The organism is Ideonella oryzae, assembly GCF_024055665.1.
Taxonomy (GTDB): domain Bacteria; phylum Pseudomonadota; class Gammaproteobacteria; order Burkholderiales; family Burkholderiaceae_C; genus Ideonella; species Ideonella oryzae.
Genome location: NZ_JAMXMC010000001.1, coordinates 182,077 through 203,941 on the forward strand (window position 1 = coordinate 182,077; position 21,865 = coordinate 203,941).

Below are 21,865 nucleotides of genomic sequence, written 5' to 3' on the forward strand. Positions count from 1 at the left end.
AACGTCCCGCTCAGCCGCGCAGCGGTGCCGAGGCCAGGCCGCGGAACTGCGGCCGCGAGAACAGGTAGCCCTGGAACAGGGTCACCCCCTCGTGCAGAAAGAAGTCGCGCTCGCCGACGGTCTCCACCCCTTCGACCACCAGGCGGATGCCCAGATCCTGGGCCAGGCGGATCACCGCCCGGGCGATGGCCTGCCGCGGGCGCAGCGTGTCCACATGGCGCACCAGGTCCATGTCGAGCTTGATGAGGTCGGGCTGGAAATCGGACAGCAGACGCAGGCCGGCATAGCCGGCGCCGAAGTCGTCGATCGCGGTCAGGAAACCCTGGCGGCGGTATTCCCGCAGGATCTCGGCGAACCAGGGGCCGTCCTCGATGCGCTCGCCCTCGGTGACCTCGAAGATGATGCTGGACACGTCCAGGCCGCGCCGGTGGGCCGCCTGCAGCGTGGTCTGAATGCAGACCTCCGGCCGGTAGACCGCATGGGGCAGGAAGTTGATCGACAGCTTTTCGTTCCCGCGCTCGATCAGGCCGAGGTCGCAGGCCAGGTCGATCGCGCGCACCCGGCAGGCCTGGTCGAAGCTGTAGCGGTTGGCTTCGACCACCCGGTCCAGCACGCTCGGGGCGGGCTCGCCCGCCACGCCCCGCACCAGGGCCTCGTGAGCAAACACCTGACCCGACACCCCGTCCACGATGGGCTGGTAGGCGAAGGCGAAATCGAGGCCCGGGTCCTGCCCCTGGCCGCAGATGGTGCAGGGGCCGGGCCCGCCGCCACCGCAGGTCGGCGAGCGCCTGTCGGAGGTGGCCCGGGGGGAACTGTCGGGGGTGGGGGATGTTTGGGCCATGGCGGGCTCCGGGGACCTGCCACTGCCGGCTGGCGATCCGGCATTCTGGCGCTTGTCCACGCGATGCGATCACCGCATGAAGCCGTCCATTCCGTGCCATCCTCGTCGCTCGGGGCCGCGCCGCGCATCGACATCCACCGCCACATCGCGCACAATCGCGCCTCAACGCAATCGACCGGCCCCTGGCCGGACGACGCGGGATCGGGAGAGTCCGCCCCTGGCCAGCATGGCCCCGGGGCGGCGCCGAAGGAGCAACCACCCCGGAAACTCTCAGGCTCATGGACCGGTCCCACGAAGCAACTCTGAAGAGCGTTCGGCGCACACGTCCGCCGGCTGCACCGAAGGAGCAAGCGTTGCCGGCCCACGGCCCGGCGGCGTGAATCTCTCAGGTTCCGAACAGAGGGGGTGTCTGCTGCACACAGTCGTGCAGCGGTCCCCACCCCTCGACGTCGGAGTCCTGTCATGCGCAAGCCCCATCTCGCCGTCCTCGGAGGCGGCATCACCGGTGTGACCACCGCCTACGCGCTGTCCCTGCGCGGTTTTGCCGTCACGCTGTACGAACGCCACCGCTACGCGGCGATGGAAACATCCTTCGCCAACGGCGGCCAGCTCTCGGCATCCAACGCCGAGGTCTGGAACCTGCCGGCCACCGTGCTCAAGGGCCTGAAGTGGATGCTGCGGGCCGATGCGCCGCTGCTGGTCTCGCCCACGCCGGGCTGGCACAAGCTCTCGTGGTTTGCCGAGTTCATCGCCGCCATGCCGCAGTACGAGCGCAACACCATCGAGACGGCCCGCCTGGCCATTGCCGCGCGCCAGCACCTGTTTGCCTGGGCCGAGGCCGAGGGCATTGACTTCGACCACAAGCGCGAAGGCATCCTGCACATCTACCGCGACAAGGCCGGCTTCGACCACGCGGCCAAGGTCACCGCCCTGCTGGCCCGCGGCGGGCTGGACCGCCGGGCCGTCACGCCCGAGGAGATCAAGTCCATCGAGCCCACGCTGGCCGGCCAGTACCACGGTGGCTTCTACACCCCCAGCGACAGCACCGGCGACATCCACCGCTTCACCTTCGGCCTGGCCCAGGCGGCCCAGCGCCGCGGCGTGGAATGCCTGTACGAACAGCAGGTGAGCCAGCTGCGGCCCGAAGCCGGTGGTGGTGTCACCCTCACGGCCACCGGCCCCGAGGGCGAGCCCAGCCCGCGCCGCTTCGACGGCGTGGTGGTGTGCGCCGGCGTGGCCAGCCGCGGCTTCGCAGCCCAGCTGGGCGACCGGGTGAACGTCTACCCGGTCAAGGGCTACTCGATCACCGTGCACCTGGACGACGAGGCCAGCCGCGCGGCCGCGCCCAACGTCAGCCTGCTGGATGACGAGACCAAACTGGTCAGCAGCCGCCTGGGGCCGGACCGCTTCCGCGTGGCCGGCACGGCCGAGTTCGCGGGCGAGAACCGCAACATCCGCGCCGACCGCATCCGGCCGCTGGTCGACTGGGTGCGCCAGTGCTTCCCCGGTGTGGACACGCGCCGCGTGGTGCCCTGGGCCGGCCTGCGGCCGATGATGCCCAACATGATGCCGCGGGTGGGCCGGGGCCGCGCGCCCGGCGTGTTCTACAACACCGGGCACGGCCACCTGGGCTGGACGCTCTCGGCCGTGACCGCCGACATGGTGGCGTCCAACGTCGCCTCCGCGATGGACTGAAAGGGTCGCCCGCGCCTGGGCCGCGGCCATTGGTCCAAGGAGGCTGGGGGCCCTATCCCGCTGTGCCGGCTTCTGCCACAGCGGCTTTGAGCAAGGCCATGAAGCGCTGCATGACGGGCGTCACCCGGTCAGGGGCGTACACCCACTCCACCGGAAAGTGCCGACCGACTTCTCCCAGGCTCACCAGGCGGATGCTGGGAGGACAGGTGGACGCCATGCTGCTGGGCACGAAGGTGCAGCCCACGCCAGCCGCCACCAGCCCCATCAAGGTGGCCAAGTCGCTACCTGTCTGCTGGACCTGGGGGGTGAACCCGACCTCCTGGCATTGGGCCATCAGAAAGCGGTGCTGGGCTGGTGACCGAATCGGGTCGCACCAGACGAAAGGCGTTCCCGCCAAGTCAGCCAGCTTGCGGGGCGGGCGAACCCGCGCCGTGCCCGAAGACGGCATGGCCAACACGAAACGCTCCTTCAGCAGCAACACATGGCTCAGGTGCGGTGCTTCCACCTGCCGCCAGGCCATGATGCCGCCATCGATCTGCCCCTGCGCCATGGCAGCAGCTTGCTCGACAGACAACATCGGCTCCACCGACAGGCTCACCCGCGGCAGCTCGGCTCGAAAGCGTTGCAGCGCACCCGCCAGGGCAGGCAGAAAGAGGTAGTTGGGCAACGCGCCCACCCGCAGCACCCCCAGCTCGCCCCGCGATGCGCGCAGGGCCCGGTCCTGACTTTGCGCCAGCCCCTGCAGCATCTGCCGTGCATCGCTCAGGAAGGACTGCCCGGCCGCTGTCACTTCCACGCCCTTGGTGGTTCGCCGCAGAAGTGGCGTGCCGATGGCTTCTTCGAGTTCGCGAATCTGCCGGGAGAGTGCAGGTTGGACGATGCCGACCACGCGGGCCCCCGCCTGCACGCTGCCCGCCTCGGCCACAGCGACGAAATAGCGAAGGTGCCGGAATTGGATGTTGCGCATGGCGTGCGGGTCTTGCGGCTTCTTGCATTGGCGATGCCTGGCAGGCATCACACGGCAACTTTCATAGCACTCGCCAGCATACCCTGCGCGACCTACCATGCCCTTCGGTTGCCCCCATACCCCCGTGATTCATTGCTTGCCTCGCCATGCCACTGCATATCCGCACGCCCTACCTGCGTTCATCACCACTGTCTCAGCACCAGGATGTCTGGCTGAAGCTGGAGGCCTTGCAGCCCTGCGGCTCCTTCAAGCTGCGCGGTGTGGGCGCCTTGTGCGAAGCACGCCTGGCCCAAGGTGCACGGGGCTTCATCTCGTCCTCAGGGGGCAACGCCGGCATTGCTGCAGCCTATGCAGGCCGCGCCCTGGGCGTGCCGGTGCGGGTGGTGGTGCCAGAGACCACCTCGGCCCGGGCCCGTCAGATCATTCTGGACACCGGCGCCCAGCTGACGGTGCATGGCAGCCACTGGGCCGAGGCCCACGCACTGGCCGAAGAACTGACCGGGCCGCAAGACGCCTTCGTGCATCCCTTCGATGACCCCCTGCTCTGGCAAGGCCATGCCGTCCTGGTGGACGAGATGGCCGAACAAGGCCCCAAGCCAGACGTGGTGGTGCTCTCCGTCGGCGGAGGCGGCCTCTTGTGCGGTGTGCTGGAGGGCCTGTGGCGCAACGGCTGGTTCGACGTCCCCGTCCTGGCGGTCGAGACCGTCGGCGCCGACAGCTACGCCCAATCGCTGAAGGCGGGCCATCCGGTGGCCCTGCCCCGGATCACCAGCATCGCCACCACCTTGGGGGCCAAGCAACCCTGTGACGAATCCGTGCACCGGGCACAGCGCCACCCGGTCCATTCCCTGGTGGTGAGCGATGCCGAGGCCGTCGCTGCGGCGGTTCGCCTCATGGACGACCACCGGCTGGTGGTGGAGCCTGCTTGCGGCGCCGCCTTGGCCGCACTGACGCAGGGGCACCCTCTGCTGAACGTGGCACGGTCCATCGCGGTGGTCGTCTGTGGCGGTGTGACCACGCCCGACACCGAGCTGCGTGCGCTGCACGCCCGCCTGTCAGCCCCACACTGACCACGTCAGCGCGCTCCCGGCATGCACACACCGGTCGGCGCGAACAGCCACGTTCCCCCTCCAGCCGGGCCCTACCGTGGCAAGGTACCTCAGCGCCAGCCGCCGTCCGGCGAGAGTTCATTGGACAATCGCGCATGACCCGCACCGACACGACCGGCGCTCCGGCGCCCGCCGCCGCCTCCTTCGCCAGCCTGCCCCTGCCCCCGGCCATGCAGGCCAATCTGCAGCAACTGGGCTACCTGGCCATGACGCCCATCCAGGCCGCCAGCCTGCCGCTGGCCCTGGCCGGGGCCGACCTGATCGCCCAGGCCAAGACCGGCAGCGGCAAGACCGCCGCCTTCACCCTGCCCCTGCTGGCCAACCTGAACCCGCGCCGCTTTGCCGTGCAGGCCCTGGTGCTGTGCCCCACCCGTGAGCTGGCCGAGCAGGTCACGCAGGAGATCCGCCGCCTGGCCCGGGCCGAGGACAACATCAAGACCCTGACCCTGTGCGGGGGCGCGCCCATCCGCAACCAGCTGGCCAGCCTGGCGCACGGCGCCCACATCGTGGTGGGCACGCCCGGCCGCATCCTGGACCACCTCTCGCGCGACACGCTGGCGCTGGACGCCCTGAACACCCTGGTGCTGGACGAGGCCGACCGCATGCTGGACATGGGCTTTGCCGAAGACATCGCCCAGGTGGTGGAACGCTGCCCCAAGGCGCGCCAGACCCTGCTGTTCTCGGCCACCTACCCGGAGGGCGTGGCCAAGCTGGCCGGGCGCTTCATGCGCGACCCGAAGGAAGTGAAGCTCACCGAGCGCCACGCCGAAACCAAGATCCGCCAGCGCTTCTATGAGGTGAAGGACAGCGAGCGCCTGCACGCGGTGAGCCTGCTGCTCAAGCACTTCCGCCCGGTCAGCACGCTGGCCTTCTGCAACACCAAGCAGCAATGCCGCGACCTGGTGGCCGTGCTGCAGGCCCAGGGCTTCGTGGCGCTGGAACTGCACGGCGACCTGGACCAGCGCGAGCGCGATCAGGTGCTGGTGCGCTTTGCCAACCGCAGCTGCAGCGTGCTGGTGGCCACCGACGTGGCCGCCCGCGGCCTGGACATCGCCCAGCTCGAGGCTGTCATCAACGTGGACATCACCCCCGACCCCGAGGTGCATGTGCACCGCGTGGGCCGCACCGGCCGGGCCGATGCCGAGGGCTGGGCCTTCAGCCTGGCCAGCCTGGACGAGATGGGCAGCGTGGGCCGCATCGACGAGATGCAAGGCCGCCCCAGCGAATGGCACCCGCTGAGCGAACTGGCCGACGCCGCCGACGCCCCGGCCTTGCTGCCCCCGATGGCGACGCTGCAGATCCTGGGCGGGCGCAAGGAGAAGATCCGCCCCGGCGACGTGCTGGGCGCGCTGACCAAGGACCTGGGTTTTGACGGCGCGAAGATCGGCAAGATCAACGTCAACGACTTCTCCACCTACGTGGCGGTGGACCGCAGCATCGCCGACGCGGCGCTGCGCGGACTGTCTGACGGCAAGGTCAAGGGCCGTGCGGTGAAGGTGAGGCTGCTGTGAGCGAATCGCCGATGAACACGCCTGAGGTGGCCGGCTGGGACGCCCTGGGGCTGTCGCCCCGGCTGCTGCGCGCCGTCCAGGCCCTGAGCCTGGACGCCCCCACCCCCGTGCAGGCCGCGGCCATTCCGGCCGCTCTGGCCGGACAGGACGTGCAGGCCTGCGCGCCCACCGGTTCGGGCAAGACGGCCGCCTACGCCCTGCCCCTGCTGCAGCGCCTGGCCGCCCACGCCCCCATCGGCAAGCGTCGGCCCCAGGCCCTGGTGCTGGTGCCCACCCGCGAACTGGCCGCCCAGGTGGGTGAGACCCTGCAGGCCCTGGCCGAGCATCTGCCCAAGCCGGTCAAGCTCAGCGTGCTGTACGGCGGCGTGTCCATCAACCCGCAGCTGATGGCGCTGCGCGGCGGTGCCGACGTGGTGGTGGCCACCCCGGGGCGGCTGCTGGACGTGCTGGACCACAACGGCCTGCGCCTGGACGACGTCGCCACCCTGGTGCTGGACGAGGCCGACCGCCTGCTGGACAGCGGCTTTGCCGAGGAACTGGCCCGCGTGCTGCGCGCGCTGCCGGCGCGGCGCCAGAACCTGCTGTTCTCGGCCACCTTCCCGGCCGAGGTGGACGCCCTGGCCCAGCGCCTGCTGCACGACCCGCTGCGGGTGGCGCTGGCCCACCAGGCGGCCGGCAGCCTCACTGACGCGGAAGCCGAGACCGACGAAGCCGAGGAAGCCAGCGAGCGCCGGCTGACCGAACGCGCCATCGAGGTGGACAGCACCCGCCGCACCCCGCTGCTGCGCCAACTGATCGACCAGGAAGGCTGGCCGCGGGTGATGGTCTTCGTCGCCACCCGCTATGCCTGCGACCACGTGGCCGACAAGCTGCGCCGCGCCGGCCTGACGGCCGAGGCCTTCCACGGCGACGCCAGCCAGGGCGCCCGCACACGCCTGCTGGCCGCCTTCAAGGCGGGCGAGCTGCAGGTGCTGGTGGCCACCGACCTGGGCGCACGCGGCATCGACATCGCCCAGTTGCCGGTGGTGGTGAACTACGACCTGCCCCGCGCCGCGGCCGACTATGTGCACCGCATCGGCCGCACCGCGCGCGCTGGCGCCAGCGGCCTGGCGGTGAGCTTCATCAGCCCGGCCACCGAGGCGCACTTCCGCCTGATCGAAAAGCGCCAGGGCCGGCGCGTGCCGCGCGAGCGCATCGAAGGCTTCGACGTGACCGAGACCGCCCCGGCCGGCGCTGCCACCGGCGGCATCAAGGGCACGCGGCCGAGCAAGAAGGACAAGCTGCGGGCCGCGGCCGCGACGAACGGCAGCTGAGACGGACCCAGGCGCCTGCGGGGCTCCGGGGCCCCGTGTTCGCTCAAGGGTGCGCGGCCAGGTCCAGTTCCCAGGTCTCGGCCACCTGTTCGTGGCCGAAGCCGGTGAAGGGCTCGCTGGTCATCAACCGGTAGCCCGCCTTGGCGTAGAGGTGCCTCGCAGCGCCCAGCTGGCTGTGGGTCCACAGCCGGATGCGCCGGTAGCCGGCCTCCACGGCAAAGCGGGTGCATTCGGCCACCAACCGCTCGCCCAGCCCCAGCCCGCGGGCCGTGGGCTCCACCAGCAACAGGCGCAGCTGAGCCGTGCCTTCGATGGGCTGGGCCGAGGCCTCGTCGCGGGCCTGGACCAGACACACACAACCCAGGTTCACGCCATCACGTTCGGCCATCCAGCACGCTTCTCGGTGGGGATCAAAGCGGTCGAGGAAGTCCGCCGCGATGCGGGCCACCAGGGCTTCGAACGACATGTCGAACTGGTACTCCCGGGCATAGAGCGCGCCGTGGCGCGACACCACCCACCCCATGTCACCGGGCCTCGGTGGCCGCAGGATGAAGCTGCCCCGGGCCGGCTTGGCCTTCGGATCCTCCAGCAGTGCCTGCACCTGCCGAAAGGCCTGCAGCAAGGCCACCTGCTGGGTGTCGCTCAGGCGTGTCAGGAGGGCATCCGTCTGCTGCTGGGAGCGCTGGTCCAGTGGCGCAAATGCCGCCCGGCCGGCCGGGCTCAGCTGCAGCAGCCACTGCCGCCCGTCCGCCGCGCTGCGACTGGACTCGATGAGCTCGCGCTCCTTCAGCGCTTTCAGCAGCCGACTGAGGTAGCCGGCGTTCAGGTCCAGGGTCTGGCCCAGCTCGGTGGCGGTGATACCAGAGCCCTCGTCCAGCCGGGACAGCTCCCACAGCACCCGAGCTTCCGTCAACGAGAAAGGCGAATCCAGCAGCCCTTCGTTCAGCACGCCCAGATGACGGGTGTAGAAGCGGTTGAAGCGGCGAACGGCTTCGATGCGGTCGGCATTGTCCATGGCCCAAAATTTTGCGCCATTTAGTTGCCAAAAGCAATTAATTGAATTTCAAAGAAAACCATCCGAGCCTGCGCGCCCAGGCGATCGGTGCCTGGTGGCCTGCTGCCAGCCCTCATCCTCCTGCGGAGGGCAGCGAGGCTGGCCGCCCTGCCAGCGGCACCACCAGGTCCGCCAGCTTCCTGAGCTCCTGAGGGTTGGCATCCGACACAAAGCAGTAGGCCAGCCCGCCCAGCGTGCGCTCGATCACGTTGAAGCCGCGCACCACGCGGGTGGCCTCGGCGGCACGCGGCGCGGTGGGGTCCACCGGCCGCACGAACACCGACACCACATGCGCCCCGTGGCGATACACCAGCGCGGCAGCGGTCTCCCCCGACAACACGTCCCGCCGCGCCCCCAGCAAGGCATAGCCTTCGGGCGCAAAGTCGGTCACCGGCGGCACGAAGTTGAGCCGGGCCGACAACCAGGGACGCACGGTGTGCTGGTCCGAGCTGGCCACCTCGATCGGATGATCGACCAGCAGGGCGCGGGTGTGCGCGCTCACGGCTTCGGAGGCCTCCGCCGTCTGCAGTGCCGCCAGGGCGCTGTCACCACGCCACCCCAGCGCGCCTGGATCCACCACCGCCAGCGTGCCCAGCGTGGCCAGCACCATTCCACCGAAAGCACTGCCCAGCCCCAGGACCCAAGGCGACCCGAACGAGGATCGACGGCGCGGGGGTGCTGTTGGCGCCGGCACCGGACCCGCGCCGCGCAGGTCGTTCGCGGTGCCGGCGGGCGCCAAGCCCACCAGCAGGTTGGCACGCAACGCATCCGGCGCAGCATGCCGCGTGGCCTGCTGGCGGACAGCGTCGCGCAGGGCCCGGCGCGCGTCCAGCCGCTGCTGCAAGGCGGGCTCCGCCGCCAGGCGCCGTTGCAGTGCCAGGCTGGCCGAGACGTCCAGCTCATCGTCCAGCAGCGCGTCCAGCCAAAGATCGTCGTCGTTCATGAAAGTGTCCTCGCTGGCGCGGGCCGCAGGGCCACGGCCAACAGGTTCCGTGCCCGCGACAGCCGCGACATCACGGTGCCGATGGGGACGTCAGTGATCCGCGCGATGTCGCGGTAGGACAGCTCCTCCAGTTCCCGCAGCACCACGACTTCCCGAAATGCCACCGGCAGCGCGGCGATGGCGGCATCGATCTCGCGCCGCTCGGCACGCTGGATGGCCAGGGTTTCGGGATCATTGGCCGACGCGCCGATGGCCAGGGCGGCATCCAGCTCATGTTCCAGCTCGGAAAAATCGACCTCTGCAGGTCGCCTCGCGCCCAGCCAGGCCAGCGCGGCATTGCGCACAATGGCCAGCAGCCAGGGGCGGGGATCTGTGCCGCGAAAGCCATCGAAATGCCGCAGCGCGCGCACGAGCGCATCCTGCACGACGTCCTGGGCGTCGTGCGCATCACGCACCAGCCAGCGCGCCAGGTTGTAGGCCGCATCCAGGTGCGGCAGCACGGACGCCGCGAAGCGCCCCTGACCGTCATCCGCCACGTTCAAGCCTGGACGATGAGTTGCCCATTCATTCCCTCGTGCCCATCGCCGCAGAATACATCGCACAGGAAGTCGAAGCGGCCCACCTTGTCAGCGGTGAAGGGCACTTTGGCCACCTCGCCTGGCACGATCAACGCGCGCAAACCCAGCTGCGGGGCGAAGAAGCCCATCACCACCTCGGGCGCGGTGAACTCCAGCACGACCGATTCACCCCGCCGCACGGTGATCTCCCGCGGGATGAACACGAACTTGCGCGCCACCACGGGAATACGGCGAGGCTCCCCGCCGCTCGCGGCACGCGAGGCTGCGGCCACCAGCGTGGCCGCGAATCCAGCCAGCACAAGGCGTCGGTCCATGGTCATGCCCCTTTCACGCCATGCTGGTCCAGCGCGTAGTCGCCGGCACCATGCCGCTGCACATCCCGCCAACCCAGGCCACGGAAGGGCTGCGCGGCATCCCAGGGGATGGGCGCACGCGAGGGTTGCGAGCCCGGCGCCGGCAAGGGAAAGATCAGCGAGGTGGCCGCATGGTGCGCGATGTGGGCGCTCTGGTGGTGGTGTTCCTGGTGGATGTGGCCGTAGAACACGGTGACATGGGCATGCGGCATCAGCTGCGCCAGCACCTGGCTTCCGTCACGCGTGGCCCAATCCCACTGGGGCGCCAGGTCGAACAAGGGGCGGTGGGTGAAGACGACGATCGGCGCCTCCTTGTCCAGACCGGACAGGTCTTGCGCCAGCCAGGCCAGTTGCGCCTCGCCCAGACGGGCCGCGGGATCGGACACATTGTCCAGGGCGATGAAATGCACCCCCTTGTGATCGAAGCTGTAATGCGTCGGCCCGAAGAACTCCTGGAACGCGGCCCCCTGGTCCAGCGAGGCGTCGTGCTCACCGGGCAGAAAGTGGATGTCTTGCACCTTCAGGTCGGCCACGATGGCCTTGAACTCGCGCAGGCGCTTGCGGCGCTCCTGGGGGTCGTCCGTGGTGTGGGTGAGGTCGCCCGTGAAGACGATGAAGTCGGGCGGCATGGGCAAGGCGTTGACCTCCGCCACCGCACGGGCCAAGGTGGTCTTGGCCTCCGGGTTGGCGGCCCCGGCGTAGCCCCAATGGGTGTCCGACAGCTGGACGAAGTGGAAGTCGCGGGACGGCGCCGTGGCCCAGGCCGTGCAGCCGGACAGGCCGGACGCGAAGACAGCGCCAACCCCGACGCCGGCCAGGCGCAGGAAATGCCGTCGATCCAACTGTGCAGACATGCGAGCTCCTCGGAGTGAATGAAGGTGTGAATGGATGTCTGCAAGATCGGCGGCGGTCCGCCTTTATTCCCGCCTGGAACCGAAACCTGCAAAAGAAGCTTGGGCGTTGATGGCGCGCCTTTTGCAACGCCTGGGCTCGGACCCGGCTTTGTCGGCTTTGGAACAGGGCCTGCCTGTCACGCCTCATGTCACTCCGCCGGTTTCGCGCAAGGAGCCTTGCCCCATGAGCTTTCAGACGCTGTGCAAACAACGCTACCTGGGCGAAGGCGAAGCCGTGCCCTTCCTGCTCGACGGCCACGAAGTGCTGGTGATCTGGCCCGACGGCGGCCAGCCCCGCGCGTTCACGGGTCTGTGCCCGCATGAGCAGCAGTCGCTGGTCAACAACTCACAGTTCAACGGCCGCACCCTGACCTGCACCGTGCACGGCTGGGTGTTTGACGGCCGCAATGGCGAAGGCCTGCGACCCGAGGGCTGCGCACTGGACGAATACCCGCTTCGCCTGACCCACGATGGTCGGGTGGAACTCGACCTGCAAGGCCCGGCCACGGCCAACGATGGAGCGACGACATGAGCAGCACCCCGGAAGGATTCTTTGTGGACTGGGACGGCCAATTGCGCAGCACCACCGACTGCGGTGGCGGCTACCGCTGCGAGGTGGACCTGCCCGCCAAATACGTGGCCGTCATGTCGCCCAAGGGCGCGCTGGTGCACGAGGCCACCTTCTACAAGGACCAGGCCGCCGTGGAGAAAGCCGGCATCAGGGCCGGCCTGGTGCCAGGCAGCGTGCCCTGGGGAAGCAAGAGCGAAGGGTTCTGAGGGCCGGCGCCCATGGGGCCGCCTCCGTCAACGCACGGCCAGCGCGGGCACCAACCGTTCGACCAAGAGGTCGATCAGCACCCGCGTCTTGAGCGGCATGGCGCGGGCGTGCGGCCACACGGCGTGGACGGCATAGCCAAAGGCCTGGGGCTCCTCGAACACACGCACCAGGCGGCCCTGGTCCAGGGCCTCGCGCACCAGCCAGACCGGCAGCCGCGCAATGCCTGCCCCTTGCATGGCCGCCATGGCCGCAATCTCCAGGCTGTTGCAGCCGAAGTCGAACTGGCTGGAGGGCGTGAACGCCACCGCCTGGCCCTTGGCATCCCGGAACTGCCAGGGAGGCCGGCCACTGTCGCGCACATAGCCCACGAAGCGATGCGCCGACGCCTGGGCGAGCAGCGCTTCCAGGCTGGCGGGCCGGCCACGTGCGGCCAGGTAGGCCGGTGAGGCGAACATGCCCATCCACTGGTGCCCCATCGGCCGGGCCGCCAGGGCCGTGCTGTCGTCCAGCGGGCCACTGCGGATGGCCAGGTCCAGGCCCTCTTCCACCAGGTCCACCCGCCGGTCGTTGAAGGCAGCGTCGAAGGACAGCTCGGGGTACTGCGCCCCCAGCTCCAACAGCAGAGGTGCCACCAGCACCCGGCCCAGCACCTCGGGCATGGTGATGCGCAGCCGCCCCGAGGGCGTGAGCCGGCCCGCCTCCAAGGCGGCATCGGCGGCATCCAGTTCAGCCAGCGCCCTGCGGCAACGCTCGTAATAGGCCTGCCCGTCCTCGGTCAGGCTCTGGCTGCGGGTGGTGCGGTGGAACAAGCGCGTGCCCAGCCGTGCCTCCAGCCGGGCCACGCTCTTGCCCACGGCCGAACGGGTCAGCCCCAACCGCTGTGCCGCCAAGGCGAAATTGCCCGCCTCCACCGCAGCGACAAAGGCCTCAATGCCATTCAGACGTTCGCTCATTGACGCTATTTTGGCGCCAATCTTCGGAAGAAATGGCTTCACTGCGCCGTCAGTGGCATCAATAGCATCTCTCTCCGTTGTCTTCCCGAGGAACATCACATGAGCGACCTGCTGCGCCAATGGCAACTCACCGCCCCCGGCCTGGATCACCTGAGCTGCATCGGATCCCCCATGCCCCAGCCCGGCCCCGGCCAGGTGCTGGTGCGGGTGGAAGCCGCTGCCCTGAACTACCGCGACCTGATGGTCACCACCGGTGATTACGGCCGCAGCATGCCGCACCCGCTGGTGCCGGCGTCGGACTTTGCGGGCACGGTCACTGCCGTGGGGGCGGGGGTGAGCCGCTGGCAAGGCGGCGAGCGGGTCATCAGCACCTTTGTCGGAGGGTGGATCGACGGGCAGGCGCCCGCCGATGTGACCATCCTGGGGGCGCCGGGGCCGGGCGGCCTGGCCTCGAACGTGCTGCTGGATGCCCAATGGCTGGTGGCCGCGCCGGCCAACGCATCCGCGGTGCAAGCCAGCACCCTGCCCTGCGCCGGGCTGACCGCCTGGTTCGCCTTGGTGGAACAGGGCGGGCTGCGCGCGGGCCAGACCGTGTTGGTCCACGGCACCGGCGGGGTTGCACTGTTCGGCGTACAACTGGCCCGGCTGCACGGGGCGCAGGCCATCGTGGTGTCCGGCAGCGCGGACAAGCGCGAACGCGCGCTGGCGCTGGGCGCTCACCACGCGCTGCCGCGCGACAGCGACTGGCCGGCGGAGATCCGCCGCCTCACCGGCGGGCACGGCGTGGACCAGGTGCTGGAAACCGTGGGCGGCGCCAACGTCGCGCGCTCCATGGCCGTGCTGGCCCAGGGCGGCCGGCTGTCCATGATCGGCGTGCTGGACGGCGGCGAGTTCACCGCGTCCACCTACGACACCCTGCTGCAGCGCGCCGTGGTTCAGGGCATCAGCGTGGGCCACCGGCGCGCGCTGGAAGACCTGGTCCGCGCGGTTGAACTGAACCGCCTGCAACCGGTGATCGCCGCCGAATACGGCTTCGAGGAGGTGCCGGCAGCCTTCGCACACCTGACCCGAGGGGCCTTCGGCAAGGTGGTGGTGCGGATGTGAAGACTGCCAGGCCCCAACGAAGGGCCTGCGCCAGTGTGCGGCGACATGCGCCGCATCCATCCACAGCTTAAGACCCTGCCATATGCCCGCAAGGAGATCAAGGCATCCACATCGCCGCAGACCGGAGCGCTGGCCTCGCCAGCGTCAAGATGACTTCGCCGGACGTCCCGCTCAAGTGGCAAGCCAGTCCCGCAATTCCTCGGCATGGGCTTGCTCGACACCCAGGATGTCCTCGACCAGCCGGCGCGTCGTCGAATCCTTGTCGCCGATCAGCGCAATCATCTGGCTGTAGCTCTCGATAGCCACCCGTTCAGCGATCAGGTTCGCCGTGATCATGGCCCTCAGTTCCTCGGAGGTGTCGTAGACCGCATGGCTGCGCTGCGACAGTGAGTCGGGCGACAAGTCCGGCAGGCCACCCAGTTGGACGATGCGCCTGGCCAGCATGTCGGCATGTGCGAGTTCCTCATCGGCATGGATCAGGAACTCCTCGGCGATCTTGGGCGAGGCCAGGCCCTGTGCAGTGAAATGGTGGCGCCTGTACCGCAACGCGCACACCAGTTCGGTGGCGAGGGCGTCGTTCAGGAGTTGGACGATGTCCATGCGCCAGGGGCCGTAATGCGGTGTCACGGCGCCCTGGTCCAGGCCGCTCCTGGCCTCTTCGATCGCCTTCATGTCCAGCACCAGGTGCGGGGCGACAGGCTCCGCGGCGCCCTTGGGCTCTTGCTGGGCCGGCATGCCCAAGGGAGGAGGCGAGCCCTCCGAAGTGAAGGCCAGTTCCTGGAGGGCCGTGCTCGTCGGTGCCGGACTGCGACCCTTGGCTCGGGTGTGGTGAAGGTTCATGGAGAACTCCTGCTGTGAACGAGGTGCCGCGAGTGCAGGGAACTCCCTCGCGAGGGAGCTCCCCGCTCAACTCGGGCGCCCGGAGTCTCTGCCTTCGTGACGAGGTCGTCTGTGGTCCAGCGAACGGACCCCCTCCCATGCCCGGAGCCCTCCGGCGGCAGAGCGGATCGGCATGGTGGGGCGGGTCACGGCCTGCCGCAAGAACGGACGGGGGAGCGGACGGGGGCTCGCCGGATCAGCCCTGCGTGACCGACACATCCTGAGATTGGCCGACCGCGGTCTGGATCACCTCCCGGGCCATGGCCGACTCCTGCTCAGACTGGGTTCGCACCACCAGGACGATCTGACCGGCCGCGATGGCGTCGCGCACCAACGCCGACAGCGTGCCCTCCTTCTTGGCTGATGCGCTGACTGCACCGACGGCCGCCCCCACGGTCGCGCCCAGGCTGGCGCCCCAGCCCAACATGACCAGCGGGGCGACCAGCGGACTGGCCACGAACAGGCTGACGTTGGCTGCCACCAGCGCCACCTGCCCGATGGCGCCCAGGCTGGTGCCCACGGCCGTGCCGATGGCGCCGTCCACCAGGATGTCCTTCAGGATCGCATTACTGCGGCCCTGCTCCGGCGTGTCCGGGTGGGCGGGGTCGGAGGAGTAGATGCTTTGCCTCTCGCGCGGAATGCCGCATTCGAAGAGGCGGTGCGAGGCCTGCTCTGCCGCGCCGCGGTCGAGGAAGATGCCGGAAACGTGGTGACGGTATTCATTCATGGCGAGGCTCCTGTGTCACCCCTGGTCAGGGGCGGTGGCGCAAGCGTGGGGCCGGAAGATGCGGGCATCTGTTCGGTGTCGCACCCGGGGACGCAATTCACCGAGCCGCGGAACATCACCATGGACGGGGGCGCCGGACAACTGAGAGCTGCGGTCAATCTGGGCAGGAGCTGCCTCTGCGGCATCCTGGACCTCTCATGGCACCAGGCGCGGTTCAAGTGCGCGATCTCGTTGCCCCATGGCCTGCAATTTGCCTCTCCCGCGCCCAAAGCACTGCCTGGGAGCCAACGCCATGGCCTTCACCCCTGTTTGTCGCCAGGACGCCATCGCCAAGGGGGCATGGGCCTGTGAAACCGCCGGCCGCCCGCGCCGGCCGACTGTCGGATTTGTCCGTTTCTGCCCATGATGGCCGATACCTTGCCTCCCCTGGACGATGCCGACGTGCGCCGGTGGCGGGCCTGCGTGCGCCGCTTCTGGCTGCACCGACACGCGGGGGCCAGCGCAACGGCAGCTGCCACCACCGAGCCCGCCGACAGCGATGTGGTCCAGGGGCCGGCGCTGCCTGTGGCGCTGCGCGCCTCCTTCCCGGCCGGGGTGACGCTGTCAGCGTCGCAGACGCAAGTCGATTGGACCCGGGCCGTGGAACGCACCCACATCGCCCTGGCTCAGGCCACGCCCGAAGCCGAAGGCTGGGCCCTGTTCGGCGCCTGCCTGTCCAGTGACGACGGTGCGCGTGCGTGGATCGACCTCATCACCCGAGGCGCGCACGGCTGGCGCCTGTTCAAGCTGCGCTACGCCACCGTGGGCACCGAAGCCGACGTAGACGCGGTGGCGCTGTGGGCCCATGTGGCTGCGCGCTGCGGGCTGCGCGTGCAGAGCGTGGGCCTGCTGCTGGTGGACACCGGCTTCATCTACCCCGGCCACGGCTGCTACGCCGGCCTGCTGCGGGAGGTGGACCTTGGCCCCACGCTGGGTTCACGGCCCGTGGGCACGTGGCTGGCAGCCATGCAGGCCTGTGCCCGAGGAGCCGCGCCCCCTGTGCCCCCGGGCGCTCCCTGCACCCAGCCTCACCCTTGTGAACAGCTGCCGCACTGCGCCCTGCCGCAAGCGTCCGTCCGCAGGACCGACGCGCGTGCGCGCCTGGAAGTTGTCGGCCGCGAGATGGCCAGCCAACTGCGCGCTGCCGGCCATGCAGACCTGCACAGCGTCCCGCTGGAGGCCCTGCCCGACGCCCGCTTGCGCCGCGCCACCCGCGCGGTGCAGCAGGATGCGCCCGTGCTGGAGCCTGAAGCGGCCGCTGTGTTGCGGGCCCTGCCCTACCCACGCCACTTCCTGCGCTTCGAGACCATCGGCTTTGCGGTGCCGGTGTGGGCTGGCACGCGGCCCTACCAGGTGTTGCCCTTCCAGTGGAGCTGCGACACGGTGGCCGCAGCAGGGCAGCCGCCACAGCCGCTGGGTTTTCTGGCCGGTCCGACGGGCGATCCCGGCCGCGCCTTTGCACAGAGTCTGCTGCAGGCACTGGGCGCCGAAGGGGCCATCCTGGCCTACAACGCCGGCTTCGAGCGCAACCGCCTGCGCGAGCTGGCGGCCCAGTTCGAGGACATGGGCCCTGCGCTGTTGGCGCTGGCCGAGCGCATCGTCGATCTGTTCCAGATCGCCCGCGCCCACTACTACCACCCGGCCATGGCCGGCTCCTGGTCGGCCAAGTCGGTGTTTGCCGCCATCGCACCCGACCTGGGCGCCGAACGCTTTGACTGCGAAGGGCAGGGCACGCCGCTGGAGGCGTTTGCCCGTTCCCTGCAGCCCGGCCTACCTGCGGCCGAACTGCAGCGCCTGCGCGCGGCCCTGCACGCCCATGGCCAGCGGCAGACGGCGGCGCTGCGCCGCTTGGTGGCGTTGTTCGAGCACCGACGCGAAAGCGCGAACCCGCCATGACCGCCCAGCCACGGCTCCAACAGCGTCAGTGGCCGGCGGGCAGCGCGGCCAACGCCACCGCATTCGGGCCCGCCGGGTAGCGCATCCGGTCCGAGGTGTCGTGGACAGCCTGCCAGACGACCTCGGCCACATCGGTCGCCTCGGTCTTCGGCGCGTCCCCCATGAACTGGGCGAACACGCCCTGCGCATAGGCGGCATAGGGCTCGGTGACGAGCCCCTGCATACGCTGCTGGCCGTTGCTGGCAAAGCGGGTCTGGGGGCCGTGACCAGGCTCCACCAGCTTCACCCGCACGCCCAACGGTGCCAGCTCCAGCGCCAGGGAGGCGCTGAAGCCCTCGATGGCCGTCTTGCTGGCGGTGTAGGCCGCCACCAGGGGCATGGGTGCCAGCACGGCGCTGGAGGTGACATTGATGAGCGTGCCGGCCCCACGGGCCCGAAACTGCGGAATGACGGCCTGGCACATCGCCATGGTGCCGAAGGTGTTGGTCTCGAAGAGCTCCCGCACGGTGGCCATCGGCGTTGCCTCGAAGGCGCCGAACAGGCCGATGCCGGCGTTGTTCACCAGCACATCGATGGGGCCGGCCGCCTCCAGCGCCTGGGCAATGCTCTCCGAACGGGTCACATCCAGCGGCAGCACGCGCAGCCGGTCCGACACGGGCAGAAAGCTGTCGTCACGGGGCTGACGCATCGTCGCGATGACCGACCAGCCCAGGGCGTGGAAGTGGCGGGCCGTCTCGAGCCCATAGCCGGACGAACAGCCGGTGATCAGCACGGTTTTCATGATTCATCTCCTGATGCGTGGAACATGAGATGAACGATAGGGGCGCCAGACCGGACTTCCAATCGTCTACAGTCCGTCAAACTTCATTGATCGTCCAGACATGCACGATCCCCTGTCCGACGTCGTCCGCCTGCTGCGCCCCCGTGCGGTGATGGCCAACCCCATCACGGCCAAGGGCGCCTGGGCCGTGCGCTATGCGGAGTACGGCCTGCCCAGCTTCTGCATCCTGCTGGCGGGCAGTTGCCGACTCAGCGTCGACGGCCACGCTCCCTTCACCCTGCAAGCCGGGGACTTCGTGCTGCTGCCCCGCACGCCGGGTTTCACGCTCTCCAGCCCGGGCGAGGCCCCGCCGCCCATGCCCCTGGACCCGCAGGCCGCCGCCAACACGCGGGGCGGCCTGCGCTACGGGGAGCGGCGCGGGCGCCCGGACATGCGCTCGCTGGGCGGCGCCTTCGCCTTCGATGGCGGCGACGCCGCGCTGCTGGCCGCCATGCTGCCCGGCGTGGTCCATGTGCGGGGCTCGGCCCGACTGGCGCAGCTGGTGCGCATGGTGGGTGAGGAGGCGGCCGACGGCCGACCCGGCGCGGACTTCGCACTCACCCGCTTGGTGGAGCTGCTGCTCATCGAATCGATGCGCATGGCGGCCACCGACACCGCGCCCCCCGGGCTGTTGCGCGGCCTGGCCGATGCGCGTCTGGCCCGCGTGCTCAGCCAGTTGCACGCCCAGGTCGATCGGCCCTGGACCAGCGAACAGCTGGCAAAGCTGGCGGCTCTGTCCCGTTCCGCCTTCTTCGAGCGCTTTCGGCGCGTGATGGGCCAGGGGCCGATGGAATACCTGCTGGCCTGGCGCATGGAAATCGCCAAGGCCCTGCTGCGCGAAGACCGGCTGCCCGTGGCCGAAGTGGCCGAGCGCGTCGGCTACGGCTCTGCCAGCGCCTTCAGCCTGGCCTTCACCCGACAGGTGGGGCAGGCCCCCGGGCGCTACGCCCGTGCAGGGGCGCCATCCCCCTCACGCTGAGCGCGGGGTCTCGGCCACCACCCGCCACAGCGTGTCGGCGTCCAGGTGCTCTTCGAGCACATCGGCCAGCCGGTCCAGGCTGGCTTCGCGCAGCGCAGCCAGGTCCACTGCGGCGGCGTCGCGCAGGCCGGCCCAGCGCAGCAGCGCGGCCTGGGCCTGCGGGTCGTCGAACAGGCCATGCACATAGCTGCCCAGCACCTGGCCGTCGGGGCTCAGCGCGCCATCGGGGCGCGGGGCGACGGCATCGTCGTCCACAGGTTGCAGCCAGGCCGCGGGCTGCTGCAGCGCCGGGCCCTGGCTGATGCCCAGGTGGATCTCGTAGCCCTGCACGGCGGCGGGCGCGTCATCGGCCGCACCCAACGCCGCCAGCCGCCCCTGCACCCGGCGCAGCTGCTTGTCGGCCGCCAGCGTGGTCGTCATGTCCAGCAGGCCCAGGCCGGCCGCCTGGCTGCCGGCGGGGCCTTCCAGGCCCAGCGGGTCGTGCAGCGCGCGGCCCAGCATCTGGAAGCCGCCGCAGATGCCGATGAGCTTGCCGCCATAGCGCAGGTGACGGGCGATGGCCGCCTCGTGGCCCTGCTCGCGCAGCCAGCGCAGGTCGGCCAGGGTGTTCTTGCTGCCAGGCAGGACGATCAGGTCGCAGGCCGGCAGCGCCTGGCCGGGGCCGACGAAGCGCAGGTCCACCTGCGGGTGGGCGCGCAGGGCGTCGAAGTCGGTGTGGTTGCTGATGCGCGGGAACACCGGCACCGCCACCACCAGCCGCGGGCCGTGGGCGGCCGCGGCCTGCTGGGCGTCCACCGCATCCTCAGCGTCCAGGTGCAGGCCGTGCAGGTAGGGCAGCACCGCCAGCGTGGGCTTGTCCGTGCGCTGCTGCAGCCAGTCCAGCCCGGGCGTCAGCAAGCTCACATCGCCGCGGAAGCGGTTGATGACGAAGCCGCGGACCAGGGCCTGCTCCTGGGGCGACAGGCAGGCCAGGGTGCCGGTCAGGTGGGCGAAGACACCGCCGCGGTCGATGTCGGCCACCAGCAGCACCGGCACCCGGTAGGGCAGCGCAAAGCCCATGTTGGCGATGTCGCGGTCGCGCAAGTTCACCTCGGCCGGGCTGCCGGCGCCTTCCACCAGCACCAGGTCGTGCGCGGCGCGCAGGCGCTCGAAGCTCTCGCGCACTGCCTCGAAGGCGATGGGCTTGTACTGGTGGTAGGCGCGGGCGTCCATGTCGCTGCGCACCCGGCCGTGGATGATGATCTGCGCGCCGGTGTCGCTGCTGGGCTTGAGCAGCACCGGGTTCATGTCGGTGGTGGGCGGCACGCGGGCGGCCAGGGCCTGCAGGGCCTGGGCGCGGCCGATCTCGCCGCCGTCCACCGTCACCGCGCTGTTCAGGGCCATGTTCTGCGGCTTGAAGGGCGCCACCCGGGCGCCCTGGCGCACCAGCCAGCGGGCCAGGCCGGCCACCAACGTGCTCTTGCCCGCGTCCGAGGTGGTGCCCTGCACCATCAGCGCCCGGCTGGGAATGCCGAGCCAGGGCGCGGCGCTCATGGCTTGGCCGCCAGGTCGGTGCGCACCTTGTCCAGGCCTTCGCAGAGCTGCTGCGCACCATCGACGATGCGCGGGCCCTGGCGGCTGATCAGGTCGGTGTTGAGCCACACCACATGGTGGCGGGCGATGGGCTCGAACTGCTTGAACGGCGCCCACAGGGCCAGGCTGTCATCGGGCTGGCCGCCCACGCTGGCGGCCACCAGCACCTGCGGCTGGGCAGCCAGCACCGCCTCGGGGCTGACGGTGGGCACCAGTGCGGTCTGCTGGGCGAAGACGTTGACGCCGCCGCACAGGCGGATGGCGTCGCTGATCAGGTGCTGCTTGTTCAGCGTGAGCAGCGGCTGCTGCCACACCTGGTAGAAGACCTTGAGCGGCGTGCGTTGGCTGTAGCGGGCCCGCAGCGACGTCACCCGCTGGGCGTAGGCGTTGGCCGCAGCGTTGGCCACGTCCGCGGTACCGGCCAGCACGCCCAGGCGGCGGATGCCCTCACCCACGTCCTCCAGCCTGTGCGCCTCGCTGTGGAAGAGCGGGATCTTCAGCGCGCGCAGGCGCTCGATCTGCCGGGCCGAGCTGCCGTGCATCCACACCACGATCAAATCGGGCTTGAGCGCGACGATCCGTTCCAGGTCCAGCGCGTGGGCGTCGCCCACCTGCGGCAGGGCCTTGGCCTCGGGCGGGTAATCGGCGTAGCGCACGGTGGCCACGATGCGGGCGCCGGCGCCGGCCGCGTAGAGCAGCTCGGTGGTGTGCGGCGCCAGGCTGATGATGCGCCGCGCCGGCGCGGGCAGCGTCACGGTGCGGCCGTCATCGTCCTGTGCGCTGACGCTGGCCCTGGCGGGGCCGCTCAACACCATCGTGGCGGCCAGCAGGCCGGCACAGCACAAACTCAGCGTCTTCATC

Annotated in this window: 22 protein-coding genes and 1 riboswitch; of the genes, 9 read left to right on the forward strand and 13 right to left on the reverse strand. The window is 70.1% G+C overall.

Annotated features, from left to right (window positions below; translation table 11 throughout):
• Nucleotides 1-10: 10 nt before the first annotated feature.
• The gene (locus tag M0L44_RS00885; protein ID WP_252767726.1) at nucleotides 11-841 is read right to left on the reverse strand and encodes an EAL domain-containing protein; all 831 of its coding nucleotides are present in this window, start codon (nucleotides 839-841) and stop codon (nucleotides 11-13) included.
• Nucleotides 842-1,033: 192 nt separating this feature from the next.
• Nucleotides 1,034-1,137, forward strand: a riboswitch (glycine riboswitch).
• Nucleotides 1,138-1,303: 166 nt separating this feature from the next.
• On the opposite strand from M0L44_RS00885, the gene M0L44_RS00890 reads away from it, so the two are divergent.
• Nucleotides 1,304-2,536: a D-amino acid dehydrogenase gene (locus M0L44_RS00890; RefSeq protein ID WP_252767727.1), complete on the forward strand. Its 1,233-nt coding sequence runs from the start codon at nucleotides 1,304-1,306 to the stop codon at nucleotides 2,534-2,536.
• A 52-nt stretch (nucleotides 2,537-2,588) separates the two neighbouring features.
• Here the strand turns inward: M0L44_RS00890 and M0L44_RS00895 are convergent, their stop codons facing one another.
• Nucleotides 2,589-3,503, reverse strand: a complete 915-nt coding sequence (locus M0L44_RS00895; RefSeq protein ID WP_252767728.1) for a LysR family transcriptional regulator — start codon at nucleotides 3,501-3,503, stop codon at nucleotides 2,589-2,591.
• A 146-nt stretch (nucleotides 3,504-3,649) separates the two neighbouring features.
• On the opposite strand from M0L44_RS00895, the gene M0L44_RS00900 reads away from it, so the two are divergent.
• The 3 genes from M0L44_RS00900 to M0L44_RS00910 all read left to right on the forward strand — a co-directional run bounded on the left by M0L44_RS00900 (nucleotide 3,650) and on the right by M0L44_RS00910 (nucleotide 7,436).
• Complete coding sequence (locus M0L44_RS00900; RefSeq protein WP_252767729.1) at nucleotides 3,650-4,573, forward strand: pyridoxal-phosphate dependent enzyme; 924 nt, start codon at nucleotides 3,650-3,652, stop codon at nucleotides 4,571-4,573.
• 134 nt (nucleotides 4,574-4,707) lie between these two features.
• Nucleotides 4,708-6,123 carry an ATP-dependent RNA helicase DbpA gene (dbpA, locus tag M0L44_RS00905; RefSeq protein ID WP_252767730.1) on the forward strand — a complete coding sequence of 472 codons (1,416 nt, stop codon included), beginning with the start codon at nucleotides 4,708-4,710 and terminating at the stop codon, nucleotides 6,121-6,123.
• An 11-nt stretch (nucleotides 6,124-6,134) separates the two neighbouring features.
• On the forward strand, nucleotides 6,135-7,436 hold the full coding sequence (locus M0L44_RS00910; RefSeq protein ID WP_252767731.1) for a DEAD/DEAH box helicase: 1,302 nt from the start codon (nucleotides 6,135-6,137) through the stop codon (nucleotides 7,434-7,436).
• A gap of 43 nt (nucleotides 7,437-7,479) precedes the next feature.
• On the opposite strand, the gene M0L44_RS00915 is transcribed toward M0L44_RS00910, so the two are convergent.
• From M0L44_RS00915 to M0L44_RS00935, 5 genes are all read right to left on the reverse strand, one after another.
• Nucleotides 7,480-8,451, reverse strand: coding sequence for a bifunctional helix-turn-helix transcriptional regulator/GNAT family N-acetyltransferase (locus M0L44_RS00915; protein ID WP_252767732.1), 972 nt, complete (start codon nucleotides 8,449-8,451; stop codon nucleotides 7,480-7,482).
• A gap of 112 nt (nucleotides 8,452-8,563) precedes the next feature.
• Complete coding sequence (locus tag M0L44_RS00920; RefSeq protein ID WP_252767733.1) at nucleotides 8,564-9,433, reverse strand: hypothetical protein; 870 nt, start codon at nucleotides 9,431-9,433, stop codon at nucleotides 8,564-8,566.
• A complete protein-coding gene (locus M0L44_RS00925) occupies nucleotides 9,430-9,975 on the reverse strand; it encodes a sigma-70 family RNA polymerase sigma factor (RefSeq protein ID WP_256489907.1) in 546 nt (181 codons plus the stop codon). Before M0L44_RS00925 ends, M0L44_RS00920 begins: the two co-directional genes overlap by 4 nt.
• Complete coding sequence (locus M0L44_RS00930; RefSeq protein ID WP_252767734.1) at nucleotides 9,972-10,325, reverse strand: cupredoxin domain-containing protein; 354 nt, start codon at nucleotides 10,323-10,325, stop codon at nucleotides 9,972-9,974. Before M0L44_RS00930 ends, M0L44_RS00925 begins: the two co-directional genes overlap by 4 nt.
• A gap of 2 nt (nucleotides 10,326-10,327) precedes the next feature.
• Entirely contained in the window at nucleotides 10,328-11,218 is an 891-nt protein-coding gene (locus M0L44_RS00935; RefSeq protein WP_252767735.1) for a metallophosphoesterase family protein, read from the reverse strand.
• Between the two features lie 223 nt (nucleotides 11,219-11,441).
• On the opposite strand from M0L44_RS00935, the gene M0L44_RS00940 reads away from it, so the two are divergent.
• Together M0L44_RS00940 and M0L44_RS00945 are read left to right on the forward strand one after the other, a co-directional pair.
• A complete protein-coding gene (locus M0L44_RS00940) occupies nucleotides 11,442-11,789 on the forward strand; it encodes a Rieske 2Fe-2S domain-containing protein (protein WP_252767736.1) in 348 nt (115 codons plus the stop codon).
• Nucleotides 11,786-12,034: a hypothetical protein gene (locus tag M0L44_RS00945; RefSeq protein ID WP_252767737.1), complete on the forward strand. Its 249-nt coding sequence runs from the start codon at nucleotides 11,786-11,788 to the stop codon at nucleotides 12,032-12,034. The genes M0L44_RS00940 and M0L44_RS00945 overlap by 4 nt, the downstream gene beginning before the upstream one ends.
• A 27-nt stretch (nucleotides 12,035-12,061) precedes the next feature.
• On the opposite strand, the gene M0L44_RS00950 is transcribed toward M0L44_RS00945, so the two are convergent.
• A complete protein-coding gene (locus tag M0L44_RS00950) occupies nucleotides 12,062-12,988 on the reverse strand; it encodes a LysR family transcriptional regulator (protein ID WP_252767738.1) in 927 nt (308 codons plus the stop codon).
• Between the two features lie 99 nt (nucleotides 12,989-13,087).
• Here M0L44_RS00950 and M0L44_RS00955 point away from each other — a divergent pair, with 99 nt between their 5' ends.
• Nucleotides 13,088-14,092, forward strand: a complete 1,005-nt coding sequence (locus tag M0L44_RS00955) for a zinc-dependent alcohol dehydrogenase family protein (RefSeq protein WP_252767739.1) — start codon at nucleotides 13,088-13,090, stop codon at nucleotides 14,090-14,092.
• 171 nt (nucleotides 14,093-14,263) lie between these two features.
• Here M0L44_RS00955 and M0L44_RS00960 read toward each other — a convergent pair whose 3' ends face one another.
• Together M0L44_RS00960 and M0L44_RS00965 are read right to left on the reverse strand one after the other, a co-directional pair.
• Nucleotides 14,264-14,827: a ferritin-like domain-containing protein gene (locus M0L44_RS00960; RefSeq protein WP_252767740.1), complete on the reverse strand. Its 564-nt coding sequence runs from the start codon at nucleotides 14,825-14,827 to the stop codon at nucleotides 14,264-14,266.
• 340 nt (nucleotides 14,828-15,167) lie between these two features.
• Nucleotides 15,168-15,698, reverse strand: a complete 531-nt coding sequence (locus tag M0L44_RS00965; protein ID WP_252767741.1) for a hypothetical protein — start codon at nucleotides 15,696-15,698, stop codon at nucleotides 15,168-15,170.
• A gap of 405 nt (nucleotides 15,699-16,103) precedes the next feature.
• Between M0L44_RS00965 and M0L44_RS00970 the strand changes: the two genes are divergently transcribed.
• Nucleotides 16,104-17,633, forward strand: coding sequence for a DUF2779 domain-containing protein (locus M0L44_RS00970; RefSeq protein WP_252767742.1), 1,530 nt, complete (start codon nucleotides 16,104-16,106; stop codon nucleotides 17,631-17,633).
• Nucleotides 17,634-17,658: 25 nt separating this feature from the next.
• Here M0L44_RS00970 and M0L44_RS00975 read toward each other — a convergent pair whose 3' ends face one another.
• Nucleotides 17,659-18,414, reverse strand: a complete 756-nt coding sequence (locus M0L44_RS00975; protein ID WP_252767743.1) for an SDR family oxidoreductase — start codon at nucleotides 18,412-18,414, stop codon at nucleotides 17,659-17,661.
• Between the two features lie 100 nt (nucleotides 18,415-18,514).
• Between M0L44_RS00975 and M0L44_RS00980 the strand changes: the two genes are divergently transcribed.
• Nucleotides 18,515-19,432: an AraC family transcriptional regulator gene (locus tag M0L44_RS00980; RefSeq protein ID WP_252767744.1), complete on the forward strand. Its 918-nt coding sequence runs from the start codon at nucleotides 18,515-18,517 to the stop codon at nucleotides 19,430-19,432.
• Here M0L44_RS00980 and M0L44_RS00985 read toward each other — a convergent pair.
• Together M0L44_RS00985 and M0L44_RS00990 are read right to left on the reverse strand one after the other, a co-directional pair.
• The gene (locus M0L44_RS00985) at nucleotides 19,424-20,965 is read right to left on the reverse strand and encodes a cobyric acid synthase (protein ID WP_252767745.1); all 1,542 of its coding nucleotides are present in this window, start codon (nucleotides 20,963-20,965) and stop codon (nucleotides 19,424-19,426) included. The two genes, M0L44_RS00980 and M0L44_RS00985, sit on opposite strands and share 9 nt — an antisense overlap.
• Nucleotides 20,962-21,864: a cobalamin-binding protein gene (locus M0L44_RS00990; RefSeq protein WP_252767746.1), complete on the reverse strand. Its 903-nt coding sequence runs from the start codon at nucleotides 21,862-21,864 to the stop codon at nucleotides 20,962-20,964. Before M0L44_RS00990 ends, M0L44_RS00985 begins: the two co-directional genes overlap by 4 nt.
• Between the last annotated feature and the right edge of the window lies 1 nt (nucleotide 21,865).

What these genes read in the sequence shown, in the direction of transcription:
- M0L44_RS00885 (WP_252767726.1), bottom strand. Translation starts at nt 841, where the DNA reads ATGGCCCAAACATCCCCCACCCCCGACAGTTCCCCCCGGGCCACCTCC.
- M0L44_RS00890 (WP_252767727.1), top strand. Translation starts at nt 1,304, where the DNA reads ATGCGCAAGCCCCATCTCGCCGTCCTCGGAGGCGGCATCACCGGTGTG.
- M0L44_RS00895 (WP_252767728.1), bottom strand. Translation starts at nt 3,503, where the DNA reads ATGCGCAACATCCAATTCCGGCACCTTCGCTATTTCGTCGCTGTGGCC.
- M0L44_RS00900 (WP_252767729.1), top strand. Translation starts at nt 3,650, where the DNA reads ATGCCACTGCATATCCGCACGCCCTACCTGCGTTCATCACCACTGTCT.
- dbpA (WP_252767730.1), top strand. Translation starts at nt 4,708, where the DNA reads ATGACCCGCACCGACACGACCGGCGCTCCGGCGCCCGCCGCCGCCTCC.
- M0L44_RS00910 (WP_252767731.1), top strand. Translation starts at nt 6,135, where the DNA reads ATGAACACGCCTGAGGTGGCCGGCTGGGACGCCCTGGGGCTGTCGCCC.
- M0L44_RS00915 (WP_252767732.1), bottom strand. Translation starts at nt 8,451, where the DNA reads ATGGACAATGCCGACCGCATCGAAGCCGTTCGCCGCTTCAACCGCTTC.
- M0L44_RS00920 (WP_252767733.1), bottom strand. Translation starts at nt 9,433, where the DNA reads ATGAACGACGACGATCTTTGGCTGGACGCGCTGCTGGACGATGAGCTG.
- M0L44_RS00930 (WP_252767734.1), bottom strand. Translation starts at nt 10,325, where the DNA reads ATGGACCGACGCCTTGTGCTGGCTGGATTCGCGGCCACGCTGGTGGCC.
- M0L44_RS00935 (WP_252767735.1), bottom strand. Translation starts at nt 11,218, where the DNA reads ATGTCTGCACAGTTGGATCGACGGCATTTCCTGCGCCTGGCCGGCGTC.
- M0L44_RS00940 (WP_252767736.1), top strand. Translation starts at nt 11,442, where the DNA reads ATGAGCTTTCAGACGCTGTGCAAACAACGCTACCTGGGCGAAGGCGAA.
- M0L44_RS00945 (WP_252767737.1), top strand. Translation starts at nt 11,786, where the DNA reads ATGAGCAGCACCCCGGAAGGATTCTTTGTGGACTGGGACGGCCAATTG.
- M0L44_RS00950 (WP_252767738.1), bottom strand. Translation starts at nt 12,988, where the DNA reads ATGAGCGAACGTCTGAATGGCATTGAGGCCTTTGTCGCTGCGGTGGAG.
- M0L44_RS00955 (WP_252767739.1), top strand. Translation starts at nt 13,088, where the DNA reads ATGAGCGACCTGCTGCGCCAATGGCAACTCACCGCCCCCGGCCTGGAT.
- M0L44_RS00960 (WP_252767740.1), bottom strand. Translation starts at nt 14,827, where the DNA reads ATGCCGGCCCAGCAAGAGCCCAAGGGCGCCGCGGAGCCTGTCGCCCCG.
- M0L44_RS00965 (WP_252767741.1), bottom strand. Translation starts at nt 15,698, where the DNA reads ATGAATGAATACCGTCACCACGTTTCCGGCATCTTCCTCGACCGCGGC.
- M0L44_RS00970 (WP_252767742.1), top strand. Translation starts at nt 16,104, where the DNA reads ATGGCCGATACCTTGCCTCCCCTGGACGATGCCGACGTGCGCCGGTGG.
- M0L44_RS00975 (WP_252767743.1), bottom strand. Translation starts at nt 18,414, where the DNA reads ATGAAAACCGTGCTGATCACCGGCTGTTCGTCCGGCTATGGGCTCGAG.
- M0L44_RS00980 (WP_252767744.1), top strand. Translation starts at nt 18,515, where the DNA reads ATGCACGATCCCCTGTCCGACGTCGTCCGCCTGCTGCGCCCCCGTGCG.
- M0L44_RS00985 (WP_252767745.1), bottom strand. Translation starts at nt 20,965, where the DNA reads ATGAGCGCCGCGCCCTGGCTCGGCATTCCCAGCCGGGCGCTGATGGTG.
- M0L44_RS00990 (WP_252767746.1), bottom strand. Translation starts at nt 21,864, where the DNA reads ATGAAGACGCTGAGTTTGTGCTGTGCCGGCCTGCTGGCCGCCACGATG.